The organism is Chryseobacterium indoltheticum (assembly GCF_003815915.1).
Classification (GTDB): Bacteria; Bacteroidota; Bacteroidia; order Flavobacteriales; family Weeksellaceae; genus Chryseobacterium; species Chryseobacterium indoltheticum.
Genome location: NZ_CP033929.1, coordinates 1518965 through 1541122 on the forward strand (window position 1 = coordinate 1518965; position 22158 = coordinate 1541122).

Below are 22158 nucleotides of genomic sequence, written 5' to 3' on the forward strand. Positions count from 1 at the left end.
AATTAATCCTAACATTACAATTTTTACTTTTCCGCTTTAAAACAAAGTGTGAAAAGACAACCTGAATTTGAATTACAGAAGTGTGTATGCAGTTACTTGAGAGCTGCACACCCATCTATTTTATTCATGTCTGATACAATTGCCAGTCTAAAACTAACAAAATGGCAAGCTGTACGGAATTCTCAAATTCAGAAACCCGGGTTCAAAACTCCTGATGTTCTCGTCTTCTGCCCGAAAGGAAAATATTCCGGATTATTCATTGAATTGAAAACGGAATCTCCATATAAACTAAATGGAGGGTTAAAATCCAATGCTCATATTCAGGAACAATTCAAAACAATCGAAAAACTTCGGGAGCTTGGATACTATGCAGATTTCGCTTGGAATTTCAAAGACATTGTAAGCCTTATTAATCGATATCTAAATGAGAAATTATGAATTCAAAGAAAGTAAAAATATCGGAAGTTAAGATCAATCCCAACAATCCTAGATTGATTAAAGATGACAAGTTTAAGAATCTTGTAAAATCTATCCAAGACTTTCCACAGATGCTAGAAATCCGCCCGATTGTAGTAAATGGTGATATGATAGTTCTCGGCGGAAATATGCGATTAAAAGCATGTCAGGAAGCTGGATTGAAAGAAGTACCTATCATTATAGCTGATAATCTCACAGAAGAACAACAAAAAGAATTTTTAATAAAAGATAACGTATCTGGAGGAGAATGGGATTGGGAAGAACTCGCAAATTCTTGGGATGCTGATTTATTGGAAGAATGGGGATTGGATTTAAAGTTTCCAACGGAACCAATTGACGAGGAACAACCGGAAGAACAAACATACATTCCTGTTTTCAGATTTGAAGTAACATGCACTACAGAAGCTCAAAAAAATAAACTAATGGCCGAACTCTTAACTCAAGGGTATAGCTGTACAGAAGATTATTAATCATGAAATATGGTAAGAAACAAAAGGAAGACATCTTCGATAAGATTATAGATTCTATAGTAGAAGACGGTAAGCCTATAAGACAGATTCTAAAAGAAGATTGGACACCATCTACTAGAATCTTTTTTCAATGGTTAGATGAAGATGAAGAGAAGGTAAAACGATACGCACGTGCGTGTGAAATTCGAACTGATATGCTATTTGATGAAATGTTAATGATTGCATCTACAACAGAAGAGGGTGAAACCATGAAAATATCTCAAAAAGGAGAAGGTAAGAAAACCGTTAAAGAAATTGAAAAAACTAAAGGTGATATGCTTGGTCATCGCCGTTTAAAGGTTGAAACTATCAAGTGGGTGATCGGTAAAATGAATCCTAAAAAATACGGTGCAAAACTCGATATTACTTCTGGAGGTGAACAAATTCTTTCAGCTGAAGAAAGAAAGAAAAAGATACAAGAACTACTTGCAAAAGCTAATAAATAATCGCCTTTAGTGGCTTAAACAATAAAGGATATGAATCTACTTTGCCCAGAAGATATTTCATTCAAATTCATTAAAAGTCTTGCAATGACTGATGAGCACATGTCTGCGATGCGAGATGATAAGTATGGAATTGATTGTGAGCAGTACACCAAAAAGAAAAATGATTTTGAATTTGGTAAGCCAAAGACTTATTATTTCATGGATGGTAGTGAAAAAGAGTACACTGATTTACAGAAACTCTGTGATGATTGGAACGAGATAAAAAACTTCGATGATCCAGACTATGAAATAAAATGGGTCAAATTAATTCAGAAAAAGGAAACTATTAATTCATCAAAATAAAATACTCATGGAAAACATATTTTATAAAGTTTCTGCCGACGATGGTATGGGCGGGGAAAGATACTTAGGTTACGCATCAGGTATTAAGAGTGATATTATTAAATATTTTGAGCCTTACAAACCATATAAAGATGCAACTATCTATGTGAACGAAATGAAAGTAGTGTTTGTTACACCCGAAATGGCGAAACATACAGATGTTCTTCTTTCGGAAAAAGAACAATTAGAAGCGAGATTGAAAGAAATCAATAATGCTTTAAAATAGTTCCGATGAAGAAATACGGCTTACTCCCCAACGGCAAAAAGAATTTGAAACCAAAATTTATTAAACCTAAAAATAAAAGACGATGTTAAACGGCAAGGCTAAAAACGATTTTATTATTTGGGCTCTGGATAATAAAAAATGCAACAATCCTCATGTTGAATATTGGTATAATATCACAGTAGATAAGGGTCACTTGTCATCATTAATTATTGATTGGCTAGATTCGGTAGAGATATTTATCAGTATTCAATATGTAGACGTATTTAACGATATGGAAAACAAGCAAGGATTTGAGGCTTATGTAACACAAAAACCATTTACATCAAAGTTTAGATGTGTAAATAGTAGACATGAAGCTTTAAAATTAGCTTTACATGAGGCGAACGAAAAATACAATTCAAGACCATGAGTTTAGAAGAAATAAAATCCAATTGGAGCAAGACAGATGAAACACTCTACGGAACGCCTGAAATAAAGTTAGCTTCACTCGAAGCAGCGAAAACAAAAGTAATCTCGAAAAATTAAATTAATGACCATACACCAAGCTATAGAAATTCTTGAGCATTACAATAAATGGAGAAAGGGAGCTGATGTAGAACAGCCCTCCCCTGTTTTTATTGGTTTTGCGATTGATTTAGTCACATGTAAGATGAAGGATTTCATTTCCAATAGCGAGAAACCTCAAATTATTGACTTAGAAAGTCCATTCGCTTATCCTGATGATAAGATATAAAAAGATTTAATGTCCTTAACAGATTCAGAAATTATTTTACTAGAACAACTTCTTAAAGAAGAAGAGGTAGATGAATTGTTTAGTAGACTCACTGAATTTAATGATAAAACAAATCCAAATTACAAAATTCTATTTGAAGCAATAAATCATCAAAAATGGGGTTTTGATGAAAAGAATCGTCCTAAACTTCTTTATGGTTTCGCCGGAGTTGCACTTGAAGGAAGTTCAAGATCCGGAAAGACATGGTCCGGTGTTGATATCATAATTTGGTTGGCCACCGACAAGCATAAAGATGAAGGCTGTACGATTAATATTTATCGAGAAACGTATAACGAGTTTAAAACTACACTCTACGATGATTTCAAGCGTAGATTAGATGATTTCGGCTTACATAATCCATTCCATTTAGCGAAAGAAGTTCCGAGCTTTAGAATAGGTAAAACAACCGTTCATTTCCTTGGAGATGGTAAACATGGTGGAGGGTGTGATTATGCTTTTTTTAATGAAGCAATGATGATTAGAAACGAGGTTTTCGATCAGGTTGAAATGAGATGTCGAAAATTCTGGTGGATGGATTACAACCCATCTTTTACCGAGCACTGGGTATTTGATAAAGTTCTTTCGAGAGATAATGTTGCATTTCTTAGAACAACATTCTTAGACAATCTAAATTTCATCGCTCCAAATGAGTATACTAAAATCATGAGTTATGAGCCGTGGCTACCTGGAAGCTATGAAGTAACAGAAGATGGAGTTTACTACAACTATGAAGCGATTACCGAAACAAACCAACCACCAATACATCCAACGAATGTAATTCAAGGAACTGCAGATGAGTTTATGTGGAAAGTATACGGTCTTGGATTACGTGGAGCCATGAAAGGTGTTATATTTCCATCTGTCACCTGGATTGATTCATTTCCGGAAGAGTATAAGATTTATTGCAATGACTTTGGATTTACATCAGATCCTAATGCGCTTAATGGATATTACGAGGATGAAAATAATATCTACATTGAACCCCTTCTTTACGAGTCAATTGAGACAGCCGATATACTTGGAAGTTGTCTTGAAAAATTAGATGTAAGCACTAATGATTTAGTTATCTGCGATTCTTCAGATAAACATGTGTCAGAGAAAAACGGAACCGTTCAAATGGTAACAGATTTAATTGATCTCGGATGGAATGCTATGAAAGTTAGCAAAACAAAATCTGTTACCTATCATCTTCTTTCAATGAAGAAAAAGAAAATCCACATAGTAAAAAACCACCTTTACAAAAAAGTAAAGAAAGAGGTAGAAAACTATAAATGGAGAGAAATAAACGGTATTATGATTAATCAGCCCATCGATAAGTTTAATCACTTTTGGGATGCTGCTCGATACGGTCATATGGCTTGGAATTCAAATCAAGAATTAGAGACAGACTGGAATTAATATTTAATTATGTTTGATGCTTTTCAATAAGGTTTTAAGTCCAGAAATTATTTCTTCGTCTTTTTCAGATAATAAAACATTCTCAATGGTTTTAGACGCATCATCAAACAAATTTGCCTTTATTTCATATTTAATACTTTTATTTTGTATTGGTGATATTATAAATCCATAATTCTTTAAGTTCATGTTTTGTGACCAAATATAAAATTGTGCCAAAAAAGGCAGTTTGCCAGTCGTAACATAGTATCTGTGTAAAGAAGCCAATCCCCTCACGATTACAGTATCAGGCTTAAGAATATCAGCTGTAAAGCAGGTTAGGTTACTATCAAAATCTAAAGACTCATTTAGTTTAATGAAATCACCATTTATATTACCTGACTGAGTAACTTCGTTAACATTGTAGAATTTTATCAAACCACGGACGCCCAATAAAGGATAATCTGTTGTGTTTGTAATTTGAAATTCTATTTCTGTTGGATCGTAAAAGTTAAAATTGAATTTTGAAATGAAACAATTTACTGATGGTTCTTGCCTTTTATTAAACATAGCTTCTACCAAGCCATGAGGTGCAAACTTTGATGAAGTTTCAAATCTTAAATAATATATTCCATTATCTAAGTATTGATGAGGGGGATGAATGCTTTTTGGAATATCTATTATTTGTACATATTTTCCATCTGACATTTTTACATCATGAATTTTAATAGATGTAGGGGGTGGAGAAATCTTTCCAGCTATTTTCTGATATACCCAATCTTTATCTTTGAATGGAGACCTTGTAAGAGGGCCGTCAAATATTTCCCTACCATCGTATTTTCTTGGTTTGGGAGAGCCTATAATTAATAATCCACCCTGTGTATTATGTAATGCACATACTTCAGGATAAACCTTTTGAATATCAAGATTGTCTCCGGACTTAAATTCCAATATAGATGATTCTTCTGGTGAATTAGAGAAAAATTGCAAAACATCATTTTCATTAATGTTATAAATATCCTTTTTAAAAAATGCTTCTGAGTAATACATTTAATAGTTTTCTTCAAATATATAAAGCGCACACAATTAATCCTAACATTTACAGATTTAAGTTTGCTGAAACTTAAAGTGTAAATGGTTCTGACACCTGTCGAATTTTTAAAGAAGAAAGTAAATTACTCTCATATCCTAGAAGCTCAACAACAGCATCGGGATATTTCTTATTTTGTACAATCATCTTTGCAGAAAGAAATTTCGATAGAATATTTGAGACAGTGGACGAACCGTAAGTACGCTTCAAATGATAAATTTCTCAATTGGGTTAAAACAGTTTTCAAAACTGATAATTTCCTATCATTCTTCAAATACCTAAGACATCCACTAGCATCGGCTAAACTTGTCAACGATGACGTGAAGCCACAACTGAGAAGAGTATTCCATGCTGATGATTCTGTTTTCAAATATACTTTGAGAGGTGTGGAAGAAACATGTCATTCAGAATTGAAGTCTGAAAAGTTTGATGATGAGTTATTTGATGCTATTTTATTTAATCACAATGATGTTGTAGTTCAGGATATCGACTTAGAAGAAAAGAGATTCCGAGAAATTATTTCCATTAAGAATATTATTTCTGTAGACTGCGAGAAAGACAAGATCAATCGCATTGCCTACAGATCTTGTATTAATATCGGAGGAAAAGAAGTTCATGGATATTCATACTTGGATAAGGATCAATATATCTTTTTTGACCACGATTTTACAGCTGTGTTACATTCTATACATGATTTAGAAGATTGTCCGGTTGATTGGGTTTCTTCTGAGAATATGTTCACAGAGAATCACGTTGTTAAGAAATCAATTTTCTCATATGCTCTTGCCGATTTCGAAGAATTTGTTTTCTTGAAAACACTCCAAAGAATGACAGAGCCAAATGGAGCAATTCCCGTAACTACAAAGCTTAAAACAAAAGATAATAATCCTGCAGGTAATTTAAAGAAAACCGAATCTGATAAGGAACCAATGTCTTCATCTATGATTGGAGGACAAAAACCGGATCTTATCAATCCAATTTCATCATCTGAAAGTCAATTACAAGCCGGAACGGTTGTTTCTGTGCCAGCTGGAAATAATGCTGATGGCACAATAAACATGGATGTAGTTAAAAACTATTTCCAGTTTCATTATTTACCTGTTGAATCTTTAGATTATCTAAATAAAAGAATTACTGAAATCGAAAACAGAATTCTTTCATCCTTACTTGGGGATTATGAAGAACAAAATGCTGCAGCAAAAAATGAAATGCAAGTCAGTAAAGGATATGTAAGTAAAGAAGATAAACTTAGATGGTTATCTAAGGAGCTTTCAAGAATCAAAAAATTATCTGATTTCAAAACATTGGCTTTGCTTCATGGAAAAGAGAATGTAGCAGTAGAAGTATTCTTTGGAACTGATTTCTTTATTGAATCATTAGATGAATTATTTACTTCATTCAAATTAGCACCAAACGCAATTGAAAGAAGAAAGATTTTAAAAAGAATTTCTCAAAACAGAAATAAACACAATCTCCAACAAGCTAAAAGAGATGTGATTCTTTACATGATTCTTCCGTACGCTTCGGATACAGATTTCGCTACAGCTTTAAATGGAGTAGTTAAGATGCAGCCTGATCTGTTTGAAATGCAAACAAGATTTGATTTTTGGATTGCAATGTTTGAAGCGGAATACGGACAGATAGAAGTATTCTATGAAAGTCTAGGAGATGATATGAAAGAAAGCGAGAAAATCATCTTAATCACGAATTTAATCAAAAACATAATTAAAAATGAGCAGCAAGCAATTATCAGTAACGCTTAGTTTATTCTACGGTGTTGCTACTTACAACGCTAAAGGTGATATCACCAGTAAGCATGAGTCGGTCACTATTACTCAAGGATCTTCGGAGTGGGATAATTTTATGAAACATTTAAAAGCAAATGGAATCACTGAAATTAAAGTAACGAAAGCTTATGACTTAAATAAAGTTAATAAGGACGAACCAACAGATTCAGAAAAGCGATATGAAGAAGTGAAAGATATTGAGCCTATTCAAGCAGAAGTTGATAAATACTTCACAGCTCCGGAAATTGCTTTAACTCCTGAACAGAAAGAATTGAAAGAGCTTAGAGAAATGGTTGAAGCTTTAAAAGGTGGTAATAATTCTACAGCAATTAATAAAGTTGTTTCAACCGAAAATTCAGATGCCTTAAAAACAGCAAGAGCAGACTACGAAAAGGTAGTAGGAAAGAAAGCAGGTGTTCAATGGGATGTTGCCCAAATCAACTCAAAAAAAGAAGAATTTGAAGTGCTGGAAACAGCAAGAGCAGACTACGAAAAGGTAGTAGGAAAGAAAGCAGGTGTTCAATGGGATGTTGCCCAAATCAACTCAAAAAAAGAAGAATTTGAAGTGCTGGAAACAGCAAGAGCAGATTATAAAAAAGCTTTTGATAAAGATGCTGATGAAGCATTGACTTTGGAAGAGCTGGAAAAAGCCATTAAGGAAAAATAAGGCAATTAAGATTTAAATAAATAAAACCGTGATTACGGTCACGGTTTTTATAAAACAGCTAATTTCTTCACTTGGATAGAAGAATTTTAAAAATGGGTTCGATTCCCATTATTGGCCCAAATAAATTAATAATTAAAATTCCTAAAAGACTATGGAAGAGTTTTTCAAAAACGAAGAAAATATTAAAGATGCAAATCTTACACCTGAGCAGATTGTTGCATTGACTCCTAAGATGACTGATTATGTATCAGAGCAAAAAAAAGCATGGGATGGAAAAGCGAACACAGATGCAGAAGCCATCCTTACTGGTGCCGCAACATACCTGAAAGAAAAAACAGGAGTGAAGGAAGACCGTCAGCAAGGAGAGAAATTCGCAGATTACCTTTCTCGCCTTTCAGACAAAGCAATCGAAAGTAAAAAATCAGAAGTTGACAAACTAAAAACTGATTACGAAACTAAGTTAAAAGACTTCAAAGGGGATGAAGCCACTAAGCAAGAGCTACAAGATGCTAAACAAAAGCTTGATGATGCTCAAAAGAAATTAGCTGATTTCGATACTTTGAAAGAAAAAGCTGAGAAGTATGAAAAAACATCAAACGAGCTTTCAGAATATAAGAAGAAAGTTGCTTACAGTAGTGTAAAACCTACTTTCTCTAAAGACTCTAATGAGTATGAAATTAAAGCTAAGTGGAATGAATTTCAAAAAGCTACAGAAGCAAAATACAACATTGAATTGGATGGAGATGATTATATAGCTGTAGATAAAGAGAATCAGCACAAGCGAGTAAAATTATCCGAGTTGGTTGCAAAAGATGAGGGCTTAAAATCAGTAATTACCGGAAGAATTGTTCCGGGAACCGGTGCGAAAGGAACAAAGATCACAGTTGAAGGTATAGAAGCCGACATCACTGACGAAATTAAAAAAGATTCTGCAGAGCGAACAAAAATAATCAGAGAACAGTTGGCAAAAGAAGGGGTAACACCTACTTCTCGTGATTATTCTAAAAGATTCTCAGAACTGAATAAAAAAATCCTTGCCGCAAAGTAAGGTATAGCGAAGGACCGCAAAACGTGTATTAAATTATTACTAACAAAAAACAATTTTCTAAAAATGAATTTAGATGCAACAATGCTAAACAATTACCAGGACACGAACACGGTTACTGAATCTCGCTATGCCGAGTTAGGTGCTGTGGACCTGGCAAAAAATAGCACAGAAAAAGCAGACTGGGTAAAACCTAGTGTAATTGACGAAATCTCGCAGATCTCATCACTGAGAAACTTGGAGATTCCTGCAATTGTAGATCAAGAAGTAATAGTTACTTCTACTCCGGGATTTGATATTCCTGCGAATTTAACATCATCTACCAAGATTTCACCAATGGTATATGATATATTCTCAGGATTTAGACATTTCCCGGCTCATTACGCCAACAACTTAATCGATGAACAGTTTGATCTTGACCACAAGTTTAAGAAGGTTTCGTATGGAATGGGTAAAGCTTTAGAAGCGATTATTCTCTCTCGATTGGAAGCAAGAAAAACTCAAGTTCTTCCATTGGGTTCAGCTCAGGTTTCTGACGGAACTAAAACTTTCGCATTCAACACTACTACTGATACTTTAGAGATTAGTAAGGAGGCACAAAAAGAATTGATGTTTTCCAATATCTCTAGAATCGTAGGTGCAAATGAAATAGGGGGAGATTATGAGATTCTAACTTCAAGAGCTGGATTAGCTGCTTCAAGAAACGAATGGGCGAAATACGGAAACAACAACGAGAAAAACCTTCAGGCGCTGGGATATCCTTCGCCGGATCAGCTTCACGAATCAGGCTTATTAGCTCCTGGTTCTGATAATTTCGTAGGATATTATGTGAGAAACGGAGCAATTGCGATGTATGAAAACTTCCCCGCTGATTTCCGTATGGGAACTAAGCTAGGTGGCAAAGAGTGGTCGATGTCTGACACTGAAATTCCATTTGCAAGAATGAGAGCGAATGTATTTGTAAACCGTGAAGCAACTGATGCAACTGCATTGGTGGCAACCGGAAGAGATACAAATTTAATCATGACACACTTCCAAGAAATGGCGTTGTGGATTAGAGTGTACATTTTTGAAGAGTTCAACTCTGATTTAAGTACTAGAGCAAATCCAATTATTAAAATCAAAGGTTTAGCATCATAATTATGGACGCAAAAATTACAGACAAATACGGAAACGTAGGAGAAATGGACCAGAAACCGGTTCAGGTTCTCGCAGATAACATCACGCTTACGGCGAATGATTCAGGAAAAGTTATTTTGATTGGCACAGATGCGAAAACTATTGTATTGCCGCCGACAAAACAAGGGTTGATTTTCACAGTCGTTAATTCTGGTGCTACCGGAAATAACATCGTGAAAGTCTCACCTATTGCAACTGACGGAATCTTTGGATCAGTTACCTTGGCGAGTTCTGTGGTTGTTTTAGATGGAACTGTCAACAAAGCAGTACAGAATACTAAAGCAACTGCACAAACAGGAGATACTATCACATTGGTAGGTACCGGAATCACCGGAACAAAAGCATGGATCGTAACATCCTCAACAGGAATTTGGGCAAGAGAAGCATAATTTAATTTTTTAATAGTCATGGAACTTGGAATTGTAGAAGATTTTACATCAAACGTACAACTAGATTCAGAATTAACACTGAAATCAAAAACAGGCATAATTCTCAATAGTGGCGTTCATCCTTCAATTACGTTGGATAATCTTCTGCAGTTCCTTCCGGTTCCTGATTTGGAATTTGAAGATTATAATTCAGAAGTTACTTATCAAAGCTATTCTAAGACAAGATTCAGAAAGAATATTGTTTCTTTTCAAGGTAAGCTGTATCAATGTTTAAGTGATATTTCCATAAACGTAGATCCTTCGAATTCTGCCACTTGGATGGAAACAAACAAAGAAAGTTTGATTTTAAAATCCTTCATTGATCGAGTTAAAGACAAGGTGATATCAGATTTAAAACTTTCAAGAAGATTGATAAACTCACAGTATTTGTATGAATTTGGGAAACATGAAATAATGTTGCCACATGATTATTCTGCTTGGGTATTTGAAGCGAAAGGAAGTGATTATGTTCAGATTACTTTAAATGAAATAAGCTTGCAAGCATTAACAAATGATCCTGTGAATCTATATGTTATTAATGAGAAAGAACTTGTTGATACATTGGTAATTCATCCTAAGAATGGAAATCTTTCATTTGAAAAACTGAATTATACTTTTAGTGGTCCAGGTAGATGGATCTTTGCTATAAACAGTCAAAAAGTTCTTACAAATTCAGGATGGTTAGATGAAATGAAATATGATGGTTTTGTTTGTTACACAGCTTCAGGTGTCGGATTAACTCCCCAGTCCTCAAACTGGAATTATTTCAATAATTCTGGTAATGGTTTAGGCTTTAACGTTTCAGTAACGCTTGAAAGTGATTCTTATCTTGAATACAATCTTATAAATCTAACATCATTTATCAAAGCTTCATTTGAATTGATGGCATTTCAAATGTTTTTGAATAATTCAAACAACAGAAGCAATAGAAATATACAACTTGACAAAGAAAATTTGATGTTCGAAACGAAAGATTTGCAACATAATACAATTGCTAAAAGATACTACAGCGAATTAAAAGAAGCTCGTAAAACCATTCAAAAAACATTTGATACTCAGTTGGGCTCGGATGATGGTTACGAGGTTGAAACATCTTCCATTTAAAATGAGTTTACTAAATAAAGAAAAGCCAATTGGATTAGATTTTATCATAGATAAGATTCAAACAAAACTTTACAATAAACTTTCTCCTAAGTGGAATGTTGATTTAGACGCATATCCAAGATGTTATGTTTTAGAAGATCAAGATGGAATAGTTACAGTTGAGCACTATGAACGAAATAAAGAATACAGTGGGAATTTAATTGTTTCCGAAAGAAATAAATTCTTTTTCACTGCGGAAGATTCTCAAGGAAAGGTAAATGTAACGCAGTTTGAAACAAAGATTTCTATATACTTTATTTTGGATTTAAAAAGTATTTATCCAGAATTAAAGCATAGATGTGATTCGGAAGTTTTAGCGGATGTTTCAAGTGTTTTAGATTCATCTGCTGGGGTTAACAGAAAATATAAAATTGTAACAGACTACAATGAAGTATTTGGACCTTTTTTTTATGAGTTCGACAACATTCAGCCTTACTATTGTTTCAGAATAGATTTAGAGACTTTGCCTTATTCAATAAATAAAATTTGCTAATAATTAAATAATAAAAATACTATGTTAACTTTAAAAAAATGCGCATTATCTGAAGCAGTGGCTCGTATCGGTGGGATTTTCTGCGACGAGAAGCAGGCTTTAGGATTTATGCTTGTAGACCGATCAATTAAATTTGATCCTGCAACCTTCAGTAAAACCATTTTAGATGGATTTATCGCACAAGATAAAATCATTGGAACAGTTAAAGACTTTAATGCAGAAGATGCGGATGTTGATCCTGGATTCACTGACATGTCCAATGGTGAAAGAATTCAGAATACAATTGGAATGAAGAGATGGAATTTAACTTTTTACAGGGGAAATTGCTTTCAAAATCAAATCCAAAAACTGAATAGATCAGAGAGATATGGAATTATGTTCGTCCTGGAAGATGGTTCTGTTTTAGGAAGAGAAATGAAAGATGGAACAGTTAAAGGGTTTGATGTCAAATTATTTACTGGTGTTAAAAAAATTAAAACAGCAGCTGAAGGGGGTGGATCATCTCTAATGATTGATTTGACTAGAACGGCAATGTCTCCGTGGCAGGCAACCTCAATTTTGATGCAAGATGATGAAGTTGACTTCTTGGAAGTAAACCCGGTAGCGGCTTTAGATATTAAAGTTCCTATTTTGACAGTTGGAGCAACTACTACGGTTGTGAACGTTTCGAACATGTGTGCCGATTCAGTTGTTTCTGGACTTAATGAGCCGGACAATTGGAAAATGGTTGACAATGATGTATTAAAAGCAATAACAGCGGTTTCTGAAATTAACGGTGCTTATACACTGACTCATCCAGCATTGGTTGTAGATCATCTAGTTTCGTTTAAAACAGATAATGCTGGATATCCTGTTGTAGCTATTGACACTAATTACTACGCCGGTGAATCAATGAAAAAAACCGTAGTATAATGAATTATACGGTTGGAGCGTACAGTTTTAATCCGGGTAAAAAATTCAAATCGAATAATGAAGCCGTAAAGCATGTACAAGAAAGATACCCTCATTTAACGGAGGATGAGATTGTAAAAAACCTGAAACCATCAATTAACGATGAATCTAATCAGTCCACAGGAACTATTAAAGAGAGTTCAGAAGGCGAAAAAGCAAACACCAAGACTGGTGAAAGAAGCTCTGATCGCAAGCAAGCTGGAAAAGATTAATCAGGATAACTTATTACACGGACGTGATAGCGAGTACGGATTTATGCCTCGCTATTCACTCCGTTATCAAAAAGCAGGTGTGTTTTATCACCAATATAAAAGGCGTTCAAATCCTTTAAGTGATGGAAGGTGGGATTTAAAACATTGGTGGGGCAAAAAATATGATGGATTATTCTATAAAAGCATCAAAGTGAAAGTGACTTTGAAAGAAGTTCTTTTTACCACCAACTATGATCCTGGATACATGAAGGATATTTACTACTACAAAAGCAAAAGTAAAATAATTGGTATCAATCGAAAACAGATGATACAAGCCCAGAAAGACAACATTCCGAAAATAGAACCTAAGCTCTTAGAAATTATAAACGAAGGAAAATGAAAACAAAAATAATCATCGAAAAATATACTCTGGTAAGTTCTAAGAACCCAGATTGTGAAGTAATAAAAGTTTCTACACTTACCGGAAAAGATTCTGAAACTATTGAATTCCGATATCAGGAAGAAAACGGAAAAGTAAAGTGCATCTAAATGTGTAATTGTAGCAAACCAATCACTCAAAGCGAATGTCAGAAGCTCAGAGAATTTGTTAATGATCCTGAAAAACGGTTTTTCATTTATCACATTTTCGATGATAAAAGAGGATTGTCAGTTGCTTATGTTCCTGCTGGAGAAAATCCCAACAAAATCGCATTGGATCGAAAATTTATTAACGAGAAAGGTGTAATCGAGTGGTTTCACGTCTCAGAACATCCCTGCCTAAATGAATAATATTAAAATATATCAAGATAGTAAAGAGCTCCCCTTTTGGAATTATAAACGAATAATACAAACAGGGGATTTTTTATATATGATAAAAAGCTACGAATCGGGTGACGAAATCGAAGTTGATAAAAAATTTCTTGAAGAACAATTTAATAAAGTTGTTGAGGATTATGTTATCTCAATCAACACAAAGAACGAAGAGATAAGCGATTATGGCAAGTATGCTAGTGCCAGTAACGAGATAAACAAACTTTCATTGATTATTGATATTATTTCTACAAAACAAATAGCAAATGCCATTCGTGAAAGTATTAATTGGAAAGTGGATAATTCGGATATAAAAGATCTACTAAGCGATGTGAAGGTGGAGAAGTCGGATGATTTGGAAATTCAAAAACAAAAACTTCTTTCAAAAATTGAAAAGTACAACAATGATATTCTTCAGATTAAATCAAGGCTTGAGAAAAAAGAAAAATCAAATGAAGAAGTTGATATCGATGAGCAGTTTATCAGCGTATGTATCGGGTTAGAATTACATCCGGATGAAAATAGAATTTCTCTTTATCAGTATGGTATAATGGTTAAGAGTCTCATTAAGAAAGTTGAAAGTTTAAATAAAGCACATAATCATGGCAGATAGATTAGCGGTCATTCAGGCACAGGAAAGTATTGATGAATTAAAAAGAGTAGAAGATTCTATCAAAAGCGTTATAAAAACGACAAAGGATTTAATCAAAAATGCTAATAACATCAGTAAGGCTTTAAAAACAGGTACCCCAAGGGAGTATACCCGTGCATTACGAGAAATGAACACCGCAACCAAGGAATTTAATAAATCACAGGTTGCAATGGCTAATAATATGACCCGTATCACAAGGCTTGAAAGACAGGTCGCTCAGATGCTTCGGGAACAAAGTCGTGCTATTCGAGAAGTTGCAAATGCTACTCGTGATGAAAGTAGAGCTAGGGAAGCTGCAGAAAGAATAGCTACTCAACAGCAAAGAACGGCTAGAGAAACGGCAAATGCTCAAGCTGCTGAAAACAGAGCTAACCGTGAAGCTGCTAATGCATTAAATGCCGAAAGCAGAGCAAGACAGCAGGCAACGAGAGAACAACGCCAAAATGAAAGACAAACAAGAGAAAGTACATCTGCTCATGCTAGATTAACGAGGGAGGTACGTGAAGCACGCAATAGGGCACGAGATTATGGTGCTGAAATGGTGGACTTGACTAGGGCGTATAGAAATGGAGATGTTGCACAAAGGGAGTATAGACAAAGATTAGCCCAACTATCTCGTGACTTCAGAAATGCAAACAGAGAATCTATTGACCTTCAAAGACAGTTAACGAGATTAAATAGATCTACTACTCCGGGAGTTCACGGATCATTACCGGGTCGTGTAACAGACATTTTAAAAGCTGCAGGAGTTGTTGGTCTTGTAGATAATATTGCAAGTTCCTTTTATAGATTAGGAGAAAAGGCACTTGAAACATCTATCAAGTTAGATTCACTTCGTTTAGCTCAAAATTCTGTTTTTAAAACACAAGATAATGTTGCAAAACAAAATGAATTTCTAACCGGAATCGCTGACCGATATGGTATTGAAATATTGGGATTAACAGATGCATACACGAAATTTGCCGCTTCTGCTCAAGGAACTTATTTAGAGGGGACACAAACGCAGAATATTTTTGATGCAGTAACGAGATCCAGTTCTTTATTGGGGGTTTCTACAGACGAAACAACTGGTATACTTAGAGCACTTGGGCAAATGATGTCGAAAGGAAAAGTACAAGCAGAAGAATTAAGAGGACAGCTCGGTGACCGTATGGCCGGAGCCTTTAAGTTGTTCGCCGATGGAATGGGTGTTTCTACTGCGCAACTTGATAAAATGCTTAAGGATGGAGAGGTGCTCGCTGATGATGTTCTTCCTAAATTCGCTGATCAGCTAAATAAAAAATATAAGCTTGATTTAGGAGATCAAATTGACACCCAAACAGCTTCTATCAATCGTAGAACAAATGCTTGGGTTGCCTTTGTAGATGGTGTTAATTCCGGAAGTGGCGTCATGACCAAATCCGTTTTAGGTTTTAATGCGGTGTTGACAAATATGCTTGAAGCATTGACCCCAAGTAAAAAGGTAACCATTATTGAGCAAGAACAAGCTCAGTTAAATTTATTAGGAATAGAGCTTAGGAAAAACTTTAACGATCAAAAGAAGAAAAAAGAAATAATAGAACAAATAGTTGCGTTAAATCCTTATTTTTTAAATGGTTTAGATAAAGAAAAATCTACCCTTAGCGAAATAAGCATACAACTCCAAAACGTAAACTATCAATATGTACAAAAAATAATTCTTGAAAAACAACAAGAAAAAATAAATGATTTATTAAAGGATCAGGCACAAGCTTTAATTTATATAGGCAGAGTTTACAGTGATAATGCTGTAGAATATAATAATTTAAATGATGAAGCAAAAAAAGCAATCGATGATTTTAGAGATGGAGTTATTACTTATAGTCAGGCAACTTCAATTGTTAGAAAAAGCACAAAAGATTTCACGGAAGAAAATACAAATGCTTTAGATATATTATACCAATTAGATAATATAATAAATGTTGGTACGCTTAATTTCGATGGATACAATAGGGGAGTAAAAGGAAATGAAAAAGCTATTAAATCAGCAAGTAAGGAGTATAATAATATAATAGAGGCCACAAATATGCTAATTGGTACTCAAGGGCAATTAGTTAATTCAAATGGTCTTCTTTCATTAAGCTTTGACGAGACAGGAAGGGCTATGCGTAATAGGAGAATCTATTTTGATGAAATATTAGGACAAGCCGAAAGACAAGGTAAAAAATTCGCATTAATCAACAATGTCTTCCGGGAAAATGTTAATGGTAAATGGATTACTACAACAAAAAAAGAAACTGAAGGATGGTTTATAGATGAAAAAGGAATTTTAAAGCAAAGGGAAAAAACTAAATTATTAGAAAAAGATGAAAAGAAAAAAGCTTCTTCCTTATCATCTATTCAGAAAGATCATTTGAAGGACCTTCAAGCGATTAGAGATACAATGTTAGCTAAAAATGAAACCAGTTTTGAGAAGGAAAAAATAAGTGAGATTAAGTATTTAGATGAAATCCTTAGAATAAATACAGAATTCTATAACAAGAAGATGGGCTACCTAAAAGGTAAAAATGCAGAAGAACGAAAACAAATTGCTGATGCTGATTTAGATCAAGCAAAATTGGTAAAAAGTATAAGTGCAAAAAAAACGGAAATAAGTAAAAAAGCATTTGAAAATGAAGCTAAAGTCCTTGAAGAAAATTATAAGATACAATCAAATATTTTAGAACGAAATTCTGAAGATTTAGAAAATATCTCTTTCGTTTCCGGAGTAGCTAGGATTGATAGGCAGATTGAAATTGATACTGAATCAATTCAAAAAGCCGAGGAATATCATAAAGAATTAATTCGCCTTGCCAAAAACGCTAATCAAGAAACGATTGATTTAGAAAGAAAACGTGATGAAGAAATAGGACAGCTTGAAGATAAGAGAAGCGAAAGGTTTCGTTCGAGATATGAAGCTGCTTTGGAAGATTTAAATGTGCAGTCTGAATTTGCTCAAGGTTTTCAGAATCTAACTTATGAGCAGCAGAAATCGGTTATTCTTGCTAATAAAAAATTAACAATTTCCGAAAGAGAATTTCAACTAAATATTTTAGAAAAAAATAACCAAATTGAAGTCAATAAAATTGAGATTGAAAGACTTAAAACCTTACGCTCTCAGTTATTAACTAAAATAGCAGCTTCACAAGTTGCAGGCATTATCAACCCTAATGACGTACAGGAAGTCGAAAAACTTGAAGGCTTAATCAAAGGATTAGAGAATATAAACATTCAAATTGAAATTGATACTAAAAATGATATTGATGAAAAAACTAAGGCTATTCAAGATACAATATCTAAGGGGTTTGATGATTTAGGTTTTGAAGGTTTAGCCAGCTCATATCGTGCTTTAATGGTTAGGCTGAAAGGAGATACCGCATCTTGGAAGGATTATGCAGTTCTTGCTGCTTCTGCTGTTTTAGACGCTATGTCGGATTTAACAGATAAGCAAAAAGAAAAAAGAATTGCAGCGCTTGATGAAGAGTTAAAAATTTCTCAGGAAACAACTGAGCAGGAATTGGGATTTATTAATGGGCGTTTAAATGCTCTTAATTCATTAGAAGAATTAACTGCTGAACAAATGTCAGAGCGTAATCGACTGGAAGATGAGGCTAGAACGTACAAAGAACAGCAGTATCAACGTGAAAAATTAATTGAAGCTCAAAAAGCAAGAGCTGAGCAAAAGGCTGCAGCTCAAAAAGCATTAATAAATGGAGCTTTGGCGGCTACTATGACTCTAGCTCAATTGGGTTTCATTGCTGGGGCTATTCCTGCAGCATTAGCATTAGGTTTTGGTATTGCTCAATCAGTTGCTATTATGGCAAAAGATCCGGTTCCTAAATATCGTGTAGGACGTAAAGGCGGAAATGCAGAAGTTGCAATCACTCAGGATGGCGGCCGTGAATTTATCTCAAATGAAAAGGGCGAAATCACTTCTTTGGGCTCAGATAAAGGAGATCAATTAACATATCTTAAAAAAGGTGATAATGTTCATACAGCTAAAGAAACTAAAGCTATCATCAATAGAATAGGTTCTATTCCAAAGTTAGGAGATAACATATTCCATAAAATAGCACTTCAAAGTTTACGAGCTCCGGCACCGGTGGTGATTAATCAGAATGTAGACTATTCAGAGAAGATTGCTGATTTAATAGCCAAAAAGTTTGATTCTACATTCAAAAGATATACACATGATACTGTGATAAAAGAAAATGGTAAAATCTACAAACAAAGAGGTGCAAACTATCCAGAGTTAATAGGTTACTACGATTTAGAAACAGGTAATGAAATTATAAAACAAGATGATACCAATTAAACACATATTATACGAAAACGGAGTTAAGGAGATCTTCAAATTGATTGTTCCGGAAGGTATTCATACTGGAACTTATGAAATTGAAAAGCCTGACGGATGGGATGATCTTGATTCCAAAGTAAATATTGATGAAGAATTGTTTTTCGTTAAAGATTTTATTATTGGCGATAACGAAAAGCTAAGATTCTTTCAATATAGCCATAAAACAGCTTTTGATATAATAAAAGCAGTTTACAAAGAACAGGGATGCGATGGGTTAATAAATTTTAAATGGATTGCTGTAAAGGATGGAATTGAGTATGATTTACTGAAAGATAATTTCGATGTTAATTTGGGTAAATATTCAGAATCTTTTGAAGTATCTATGTTTAAAATAGAACTTGAAATAAAAAAAAGTGAAGCGCAAAACAAATTATTTACCCGGGAAGAAACTACTGTAGATCTATTTGCCGTTAAGGATTTAGATGAAAATGATATTGATCCGGTTCAGACTTTTGACATTGGGTACAAAAAGGGTGATAAAGGATTATCTAATTTCTACACTTATGATGTTTCTCAATTTAGATATGGCGGTGTAACACCGGGGTTCAAGTTTGTTTTTTTCTCTTTTAAAAGATCCGATGAATACGAATTTGGTAACAACACTAATAACTATACGAGTTATACTAATCTTGATACGTCCCTATTTGCACGTAGATATCAAGGCGATTTTGTTTCTACTAATATTTCATTACCTAATTTAAAGGTAGAAATAAGCAATTTAGAAGTTGAAGTGAATAAAGGTAGTGGAGTCATGGCGAATGCTTCTTTATATGCTTTGGTTAAAAATGGAGTAACTGGAGTGCGATCGGTGAAACTTGCAGATACAGTATCGGGTATAATTAAGATTGATAATCAGACCTTCAGCATAGGGAATTTAAATCCTGGAGAAAATTTGACATTTGAAATAAACAGCAATGAAGATGTTAACATCGGATTGTTCCCAATTAAAGAGAATACCAGCATTGAAATTACTACTAATTTAGAATCTCCACTTGTTAAAACAAAAGGCGTAAGATTAATATCTGCTTTAGATCAATTAGTTAAAAATTATACATCATCTTCCTTATCAGTTATAAGTAATACGATTGGAGTTAACGGGGCCTTTTATAATACATGTATATCCACAGGAATGTATCTTAGGGGATTACCTGCTGTGTATCTAAATCAAAAAATTAAAACGTCTTTTAAAAACACATTATCAGAAGGCGCTGCCAAATTGCTATGTCTTGGATTCGATATTCTGAATAGTAATGTTGTTGTTGAAGATATGACGTATTTCTTTAAAGATGTGAAAGTATATGATCTATCAGAGAAACTTTATCTTCAGGATGGATACAAGATTGAAAATGATAAAGATTTAGTATTTAATACTTTGCTTTTCGGTTCCAAGAAATTTTCAACAAATGTAAAAGAGGATATCAAAAACTTCACGACTTCTTCAGAATCCAATACACCGATAAAATCAATTAAAAACAAGCTTGACAAGCAAACATCACTTATTATTGATGAATTTAAAATCAAGGAGTTGATTGAAGACAAAAGTTCATCTACAAATGATAACGATGATGATTTGGTTTTGATCGATTTAGTTCAGACAACTGACGTTTGGGATAATGGAGTTTTCGAAAATACTGTTCATTCCAACGTGGGCGGATTTTTGGAATTAAATTGCACGGCAACACCTTTCGATACTACTTTGATCGAGGTGGGAAATATTGTTCAAATTACAGAAGGAAAGAATGCTGGATCATGGACTGTTCTGAGTATTGTCACTTCGAAAATGACCCTTAATAAAACATCAAGCATCGAAACTGGAGTAAACGATACGCCAATTAGATACAGGATAGCAGAATTAACCAAAAACAGGACTAAGGAAGGATTTACCGACAATGCAAATATCCGTAATTTCGATACGGCAACCAATATTCGACATAATCCAAAATATCACATGGCAAGGTGGTTTAAATGGTTTGGCTCTGGATTAAGAAAAAAGCTAAATAGTGAATTGATCAAAATCACTAATTACAAAAATAACTCTGAAGCTCAGATGAGAATTAATTCCGAAGATCTAGCTAATGAACTTCCGGATTTAGTAACTGTAGGCTCTGATGAAACTTTAGGAAGATTGAGATCTTATTCGGAAACTTTGTTCAATGGTGATACAATTTCAATTTCTTACACATCGGTAACGTTTGAAGAGTTTATTGCTATTTATGAATCTTGGAAGTATGGAATAGGATATGATCGAATGAGAAGTAGGGGATATTTATCTTGTAACACGCCTGATGGTATTTATGATGTTTTTCCGTTTGGCGAAGGTGCTTTTTCACATAATAAAAGTGAAAACGTTTTAACTATCAACGGAAAAGTAAAAGGCAAATCAGTAGATAATCCTACACTTCTAAGTGTTGAGCAATTGACTAAAGATACTGTCCGGTTAATCTGGGAGTATAATCAAGATTATATTAATGCTACTACGAAAATACAATACTCTATTGATGGTGTGAATTGGACTACTTTGAAAGAAATATTTAATGTTAAAACAGATGATGTTCAATCAATTCTGTTTTTCAATATAATGACAGGTACACCGGTGTACTTTAGAGTTATTGTTTCTACGGCAGATTATTATAATAAGCAATCGAATACGATAATGATAAACTGGAGATTCAATGATTGGATTTATAGCGAAATAGAACGAACTATTGATACGGCTTGTGGAACAAGCATATTAAGATTTCAGCTTTACGGAACTGGGAATTTTGACATTAATTGGAATTTCTTATCAGCTCCCGGGGGTGGTTTCTTTTTAGTAAGTGATGATCTAGGAAATGAGATTGTAAGCACTTATACACCTTACGGTGTTGATAGTGATGATACGGTAAGTTCTAATCACGTTTTAAATAATGAAGCTTTTGTTTTTAACGTTCAGCTAAAACCAACTGATAATGATGGAACAAACATTCTTCAATGCAATTTTGGAAATAATCTAGTTATAACAAGATCAAATTTATTTATTAATATAAAAAATACTGTAGATAATTCAGAGTTCAATACTGATGTGAAGGTAAGAGCAGTTAAAAGATATCAACCTCCGTTTGAGCCGGGAGGACCTTTTGATCCATCTACGGATCCTTTTTAAAAGCGCACACAATTAATCCTAACATTATGCACATTAGTTTT

The 22158-nt window shown here is 34.0% G+C and carries 24 protein-coding genes; 23 read left to right on the top strand and 1 reads right to left on the bottom strand.

Translation table 11 applies throughout. The features are described from left to right. Positions 1-126: 126 nt before the first annotated feature. The 8 genes from EG358_RS07185 to EG358_RS07220 all read left to right on the top strand — a co-directional run bounded on the left by EG358_RS07185 (position 127) and on the right by EG358_RS07220 (position 4209). Positions 127-438 (top strand): PDDEXK family nuclease, encoded by a 312-nt coding sequence (locus tag EG358_RS07185; protein WP_115596413.1) that lies wholly within the window; start codon positions 127-129, stop codon positions 436-438. Beyond that, positions 435-947: a ParB N-terminal domain-containing protein gene (locus EG358_RS07190; RefSeq protein ID WP_076562352.1), complete on the top strand. Its 513-nt coding sequence runs from the start codon at positions 435-437 to the stop codon at positions 945-947. The genes EG358_RS07185 and EG358_RS07190 overlap by 4 nt, the downstream gene beginning before the upstream one ends. A gap of 2 nt (positions 948-949) precedes the next feature. After that, the gene (locus EG358_RS07195; RefSeq protein ID WP_076562351.1) at positions 950-1432 is read left to right on the top strand and encodes a terminase small subunit-like protein; all 483 of its coding nucleotides are present in this window, start codon (positions 950-952) and stop codon (positions 1430-1432) included. Between the two features lie 30 nt (positions 1433-1462). After that, the gene (locus EG358_RS07200) at positions 1463-1774 is read left to right on the top strand and encodes a hypothetical protein (RefSeq protein WP_076562350.1); all 312 of its coding nucleotides are present in this window, start codon (positions 1463-1465) and stop codon (positions 1772-1774) included. Between the two features lie 7 nt (positions 1775-1781). Next, entirely contained in the window at positions 1782-2039 is a 258-nt protein-coding gene (locus EG358_RS07205; RefSeq protein WP_076562349.1) for a hypothetical protein, read from the top strand. A gap of 82 nt (positions 2040-2121) precedes the next feature. Beyond that, positions 2122-2448 (top strand): hypothetical protein, encoded by a 327-nt coding sequence (locus EG358_RS07210; RefSeq protein WP_076562348.1) that lies wholly within the window; start codon positions 2122-2124, stop codon positions 2446-2448. A 120-nt stretch (positions 2449-2568) separates the two neighbouring features. Continuing rightward, a complete protein-coding gene (locus EG358_RS07215) occupies positions 2569-2772 on the top strand; it encodes a hypothetical protein (RefSeq protein WP_076562347.1) in 204 nt (67 codons plus the stop codon). Between the two features lie 9 nt (positions 2773-2781). Continuing rightward, entirely contained in the window at positions 2782-4209 is a 1428-nt protein-coding gene (locus EG358_RS07220; protein WP_076562346.1) for a phage terminase large subunit, read from the top strand. Positions 4210-4212: 3 nt separating this feature from the next. On the opposite strand, the gene EG358_RS07225 is transcribed toward EG358_RS07220, so the two are convergent. Further along, a complete protein-coding gene (locus EG358_RS07225; protein WP_076562345.1) occupies positions 4213-5235 on the bottom strand; it encodes an AlbA family DNA-binding domain-containing protein in 1023 nt (340 codons plus the stop codon). An 84-nt stretch (positions 5236-5319) separates the two neighbouring features. On the opposite strand from EG358_RS07225, the gene EG358_RS07230 reads away from it, so the two are divergent. From EG358_RS07230 to EG358_RS07295, 15 genes are all read left to right on the top strand, one after another. Next, positions 5320-7038 carry a hypothetical protein gene (locus EG358_RS07230; protein WP_076562344.1) on the top strand — a complete coding sequence of 573 codons (1719 nt, stop codon included), beginning with the start codon at positions 5320-5322 and terminating at the stop codon, positions 7036-7038. After that, positions 7007-7729: a hypothetical protein gene (locus EG358_RS07235; protein ID WP_076562343.1), complete on the top strand. Its 723-nt coding sequence runs from the start codon at positions 7007-7009 to the stop codon at positions 7727-7729. The genes EG358_RS07230 and EG358_RS07235 overlap by 32 nt, the downstream gene beginning before the upstream one ends. A 151-nt stretch (positions 7730-7880) precedes the next feature. Further along, on the top strand, positions 7881-8777 hold the full coding sequence (locus EG358_RS07240) for a hypothetical protein (protein ID WP_076562342.1): 897 nt from the start codon (positions 7881-7883) through the stop codon (positions 8775-8777). A 63-nt stretch (positions 8778-8840) separates the two neighbouring features. Then, positions 8841-9914 carry a hypothetical protein gene (locus EG358_RS07245; protein WP_076562341.1) on the top strand — a complete coding sequence of 358 codons (1074 nt, stop codon included), beginning with the start codon at positions 8841-8843 and terminating at the stop codon, positions 9912-9914. A 2-nt stretch (positions 9915-9916) separates the two neighbouring features. Next, positions 9917-10342: a hypothetical protein gene (locus tag EG358_RS07250; RefSeq protein ID WP_076562340.1), complete on the top strand. Its 426-nt coding sequence runs from the start codon at positions 9917-9919 to the stop codon at positions 10340-10342. A gap of 18 nt (positions 10343-10360) precedes the next feature. Further along, positions 10361-11485, top strand: coding sequence for a hypothetical protein (locus EG358_RS07255; protein WP_076562339.1), 1125 nt, complete (start codon positions 10361-10363; stop codon positions 11483-11485). Between the two features lies 1 nt (position 11486). After that, on the top strand, positions 11487-12017 hold the full coding sequence (locus EG358_RS07260) for a hypothetical protein (RefSeq protein ID WP_076562338.1): 531 nt from the start codon (positions 11487-11489) through the stop codon (positions 12015-12017). A gap of 57 nt (positions 12018-12074) precedes the next feature. Next, complete coding sequence (locus EG358_RS07265; protein ID WP_123890039.1) at positions 12075-12929, top strand: hypothetical protein; 855 nt, start codon at positions 12075-12077, stop codon at positions 12927-12929. Then, entirely contained in the window at positions 12929-13180 is a 252-nt protein-coding gene (locus EG358_RS07270; protein WP_076562336.1) for a hypothetical protein, read from the top strand. The genes EG358_RS07265 and EG358_RS07270 overlap by 1 nt, the downstream gene beginning before the upstream one ends. Then, complete coding sequence (locus tag EG358_RS07275; RefSeq protein ID WP_123890041.1) at positions 13140-13559, top strand: hypothetical protein; 420 nt, start codon at positions 13140-13142, stop codon at positions 13557-13559. The genes EG358_RS07270 and EG358_RS07275 overlap by 41 nt, the downstream gene beginning before the upstream one ends. Beyond that, positions 13556-13708: a hypothetical protein gene (locus EG358_RS19620; RefSeq protein ID WP_159436396.1), complete on the top strand. Its 153-nt coding sequence runs from the start codon at positions 13556-13558 to the stop codon at positions 13706-13708. The genes EG358_RS07275 and EG358_RS19620 overlap by 4 nt, the downstream gene beginning before the upstream one ends. Continuing rightward, positions 13709-13948 carry a hypothetical protein gene (locus EG358_RS07280; RefSeq protein ID WP_076562334.1) on the top strand — a complete coding sequence of 80 codons (240 nt, stop codon included), beginning with the start codon at positions 13709-13711 and terminating at the stop codon, positions 13946-13948. Beyond that, positions 13941-14582 (top strand): hypothetical protein, encoded by a 642-nt coding sequence (locus tag EG358_RS07285; protein ID WP_076562333.1) that lies wholly within the window; start codon positions 13941-13943, stop codon positions 14580-14582. Before EG358_RS07280 ends, EG358_RS07285 begins: the two co-directional genes overlap by 8 nt. Beyond that, complete coding sequence (locus EG358_RS07290) at positions 14572-18933, top strand: tape measure protein (RefSeq protein ID WP_076562332.1); 4362 nt, start codon at positions 14572-14574, stop codon at positions 18931-18933. Before EG358_RS07285 ends, EG358_RS07290 begins: the two co-directional genes overlap by 11 nt. Then, a complete protein-coding gene (locus tag EG358_RS07295; RefSeq protein WP_076562331.1) occupies positions 18920-22117 on the top strand; it encodes a hypothetical protein in 3198 nt (1065 codons plus the stop codon). The genes EG358_RS07290 and EG358_RS07295 overlap by 14 nt, the downstream gene beginning before the upstream one ends. Positions 22118-22158: the final 41 nt, after the last annotated feature.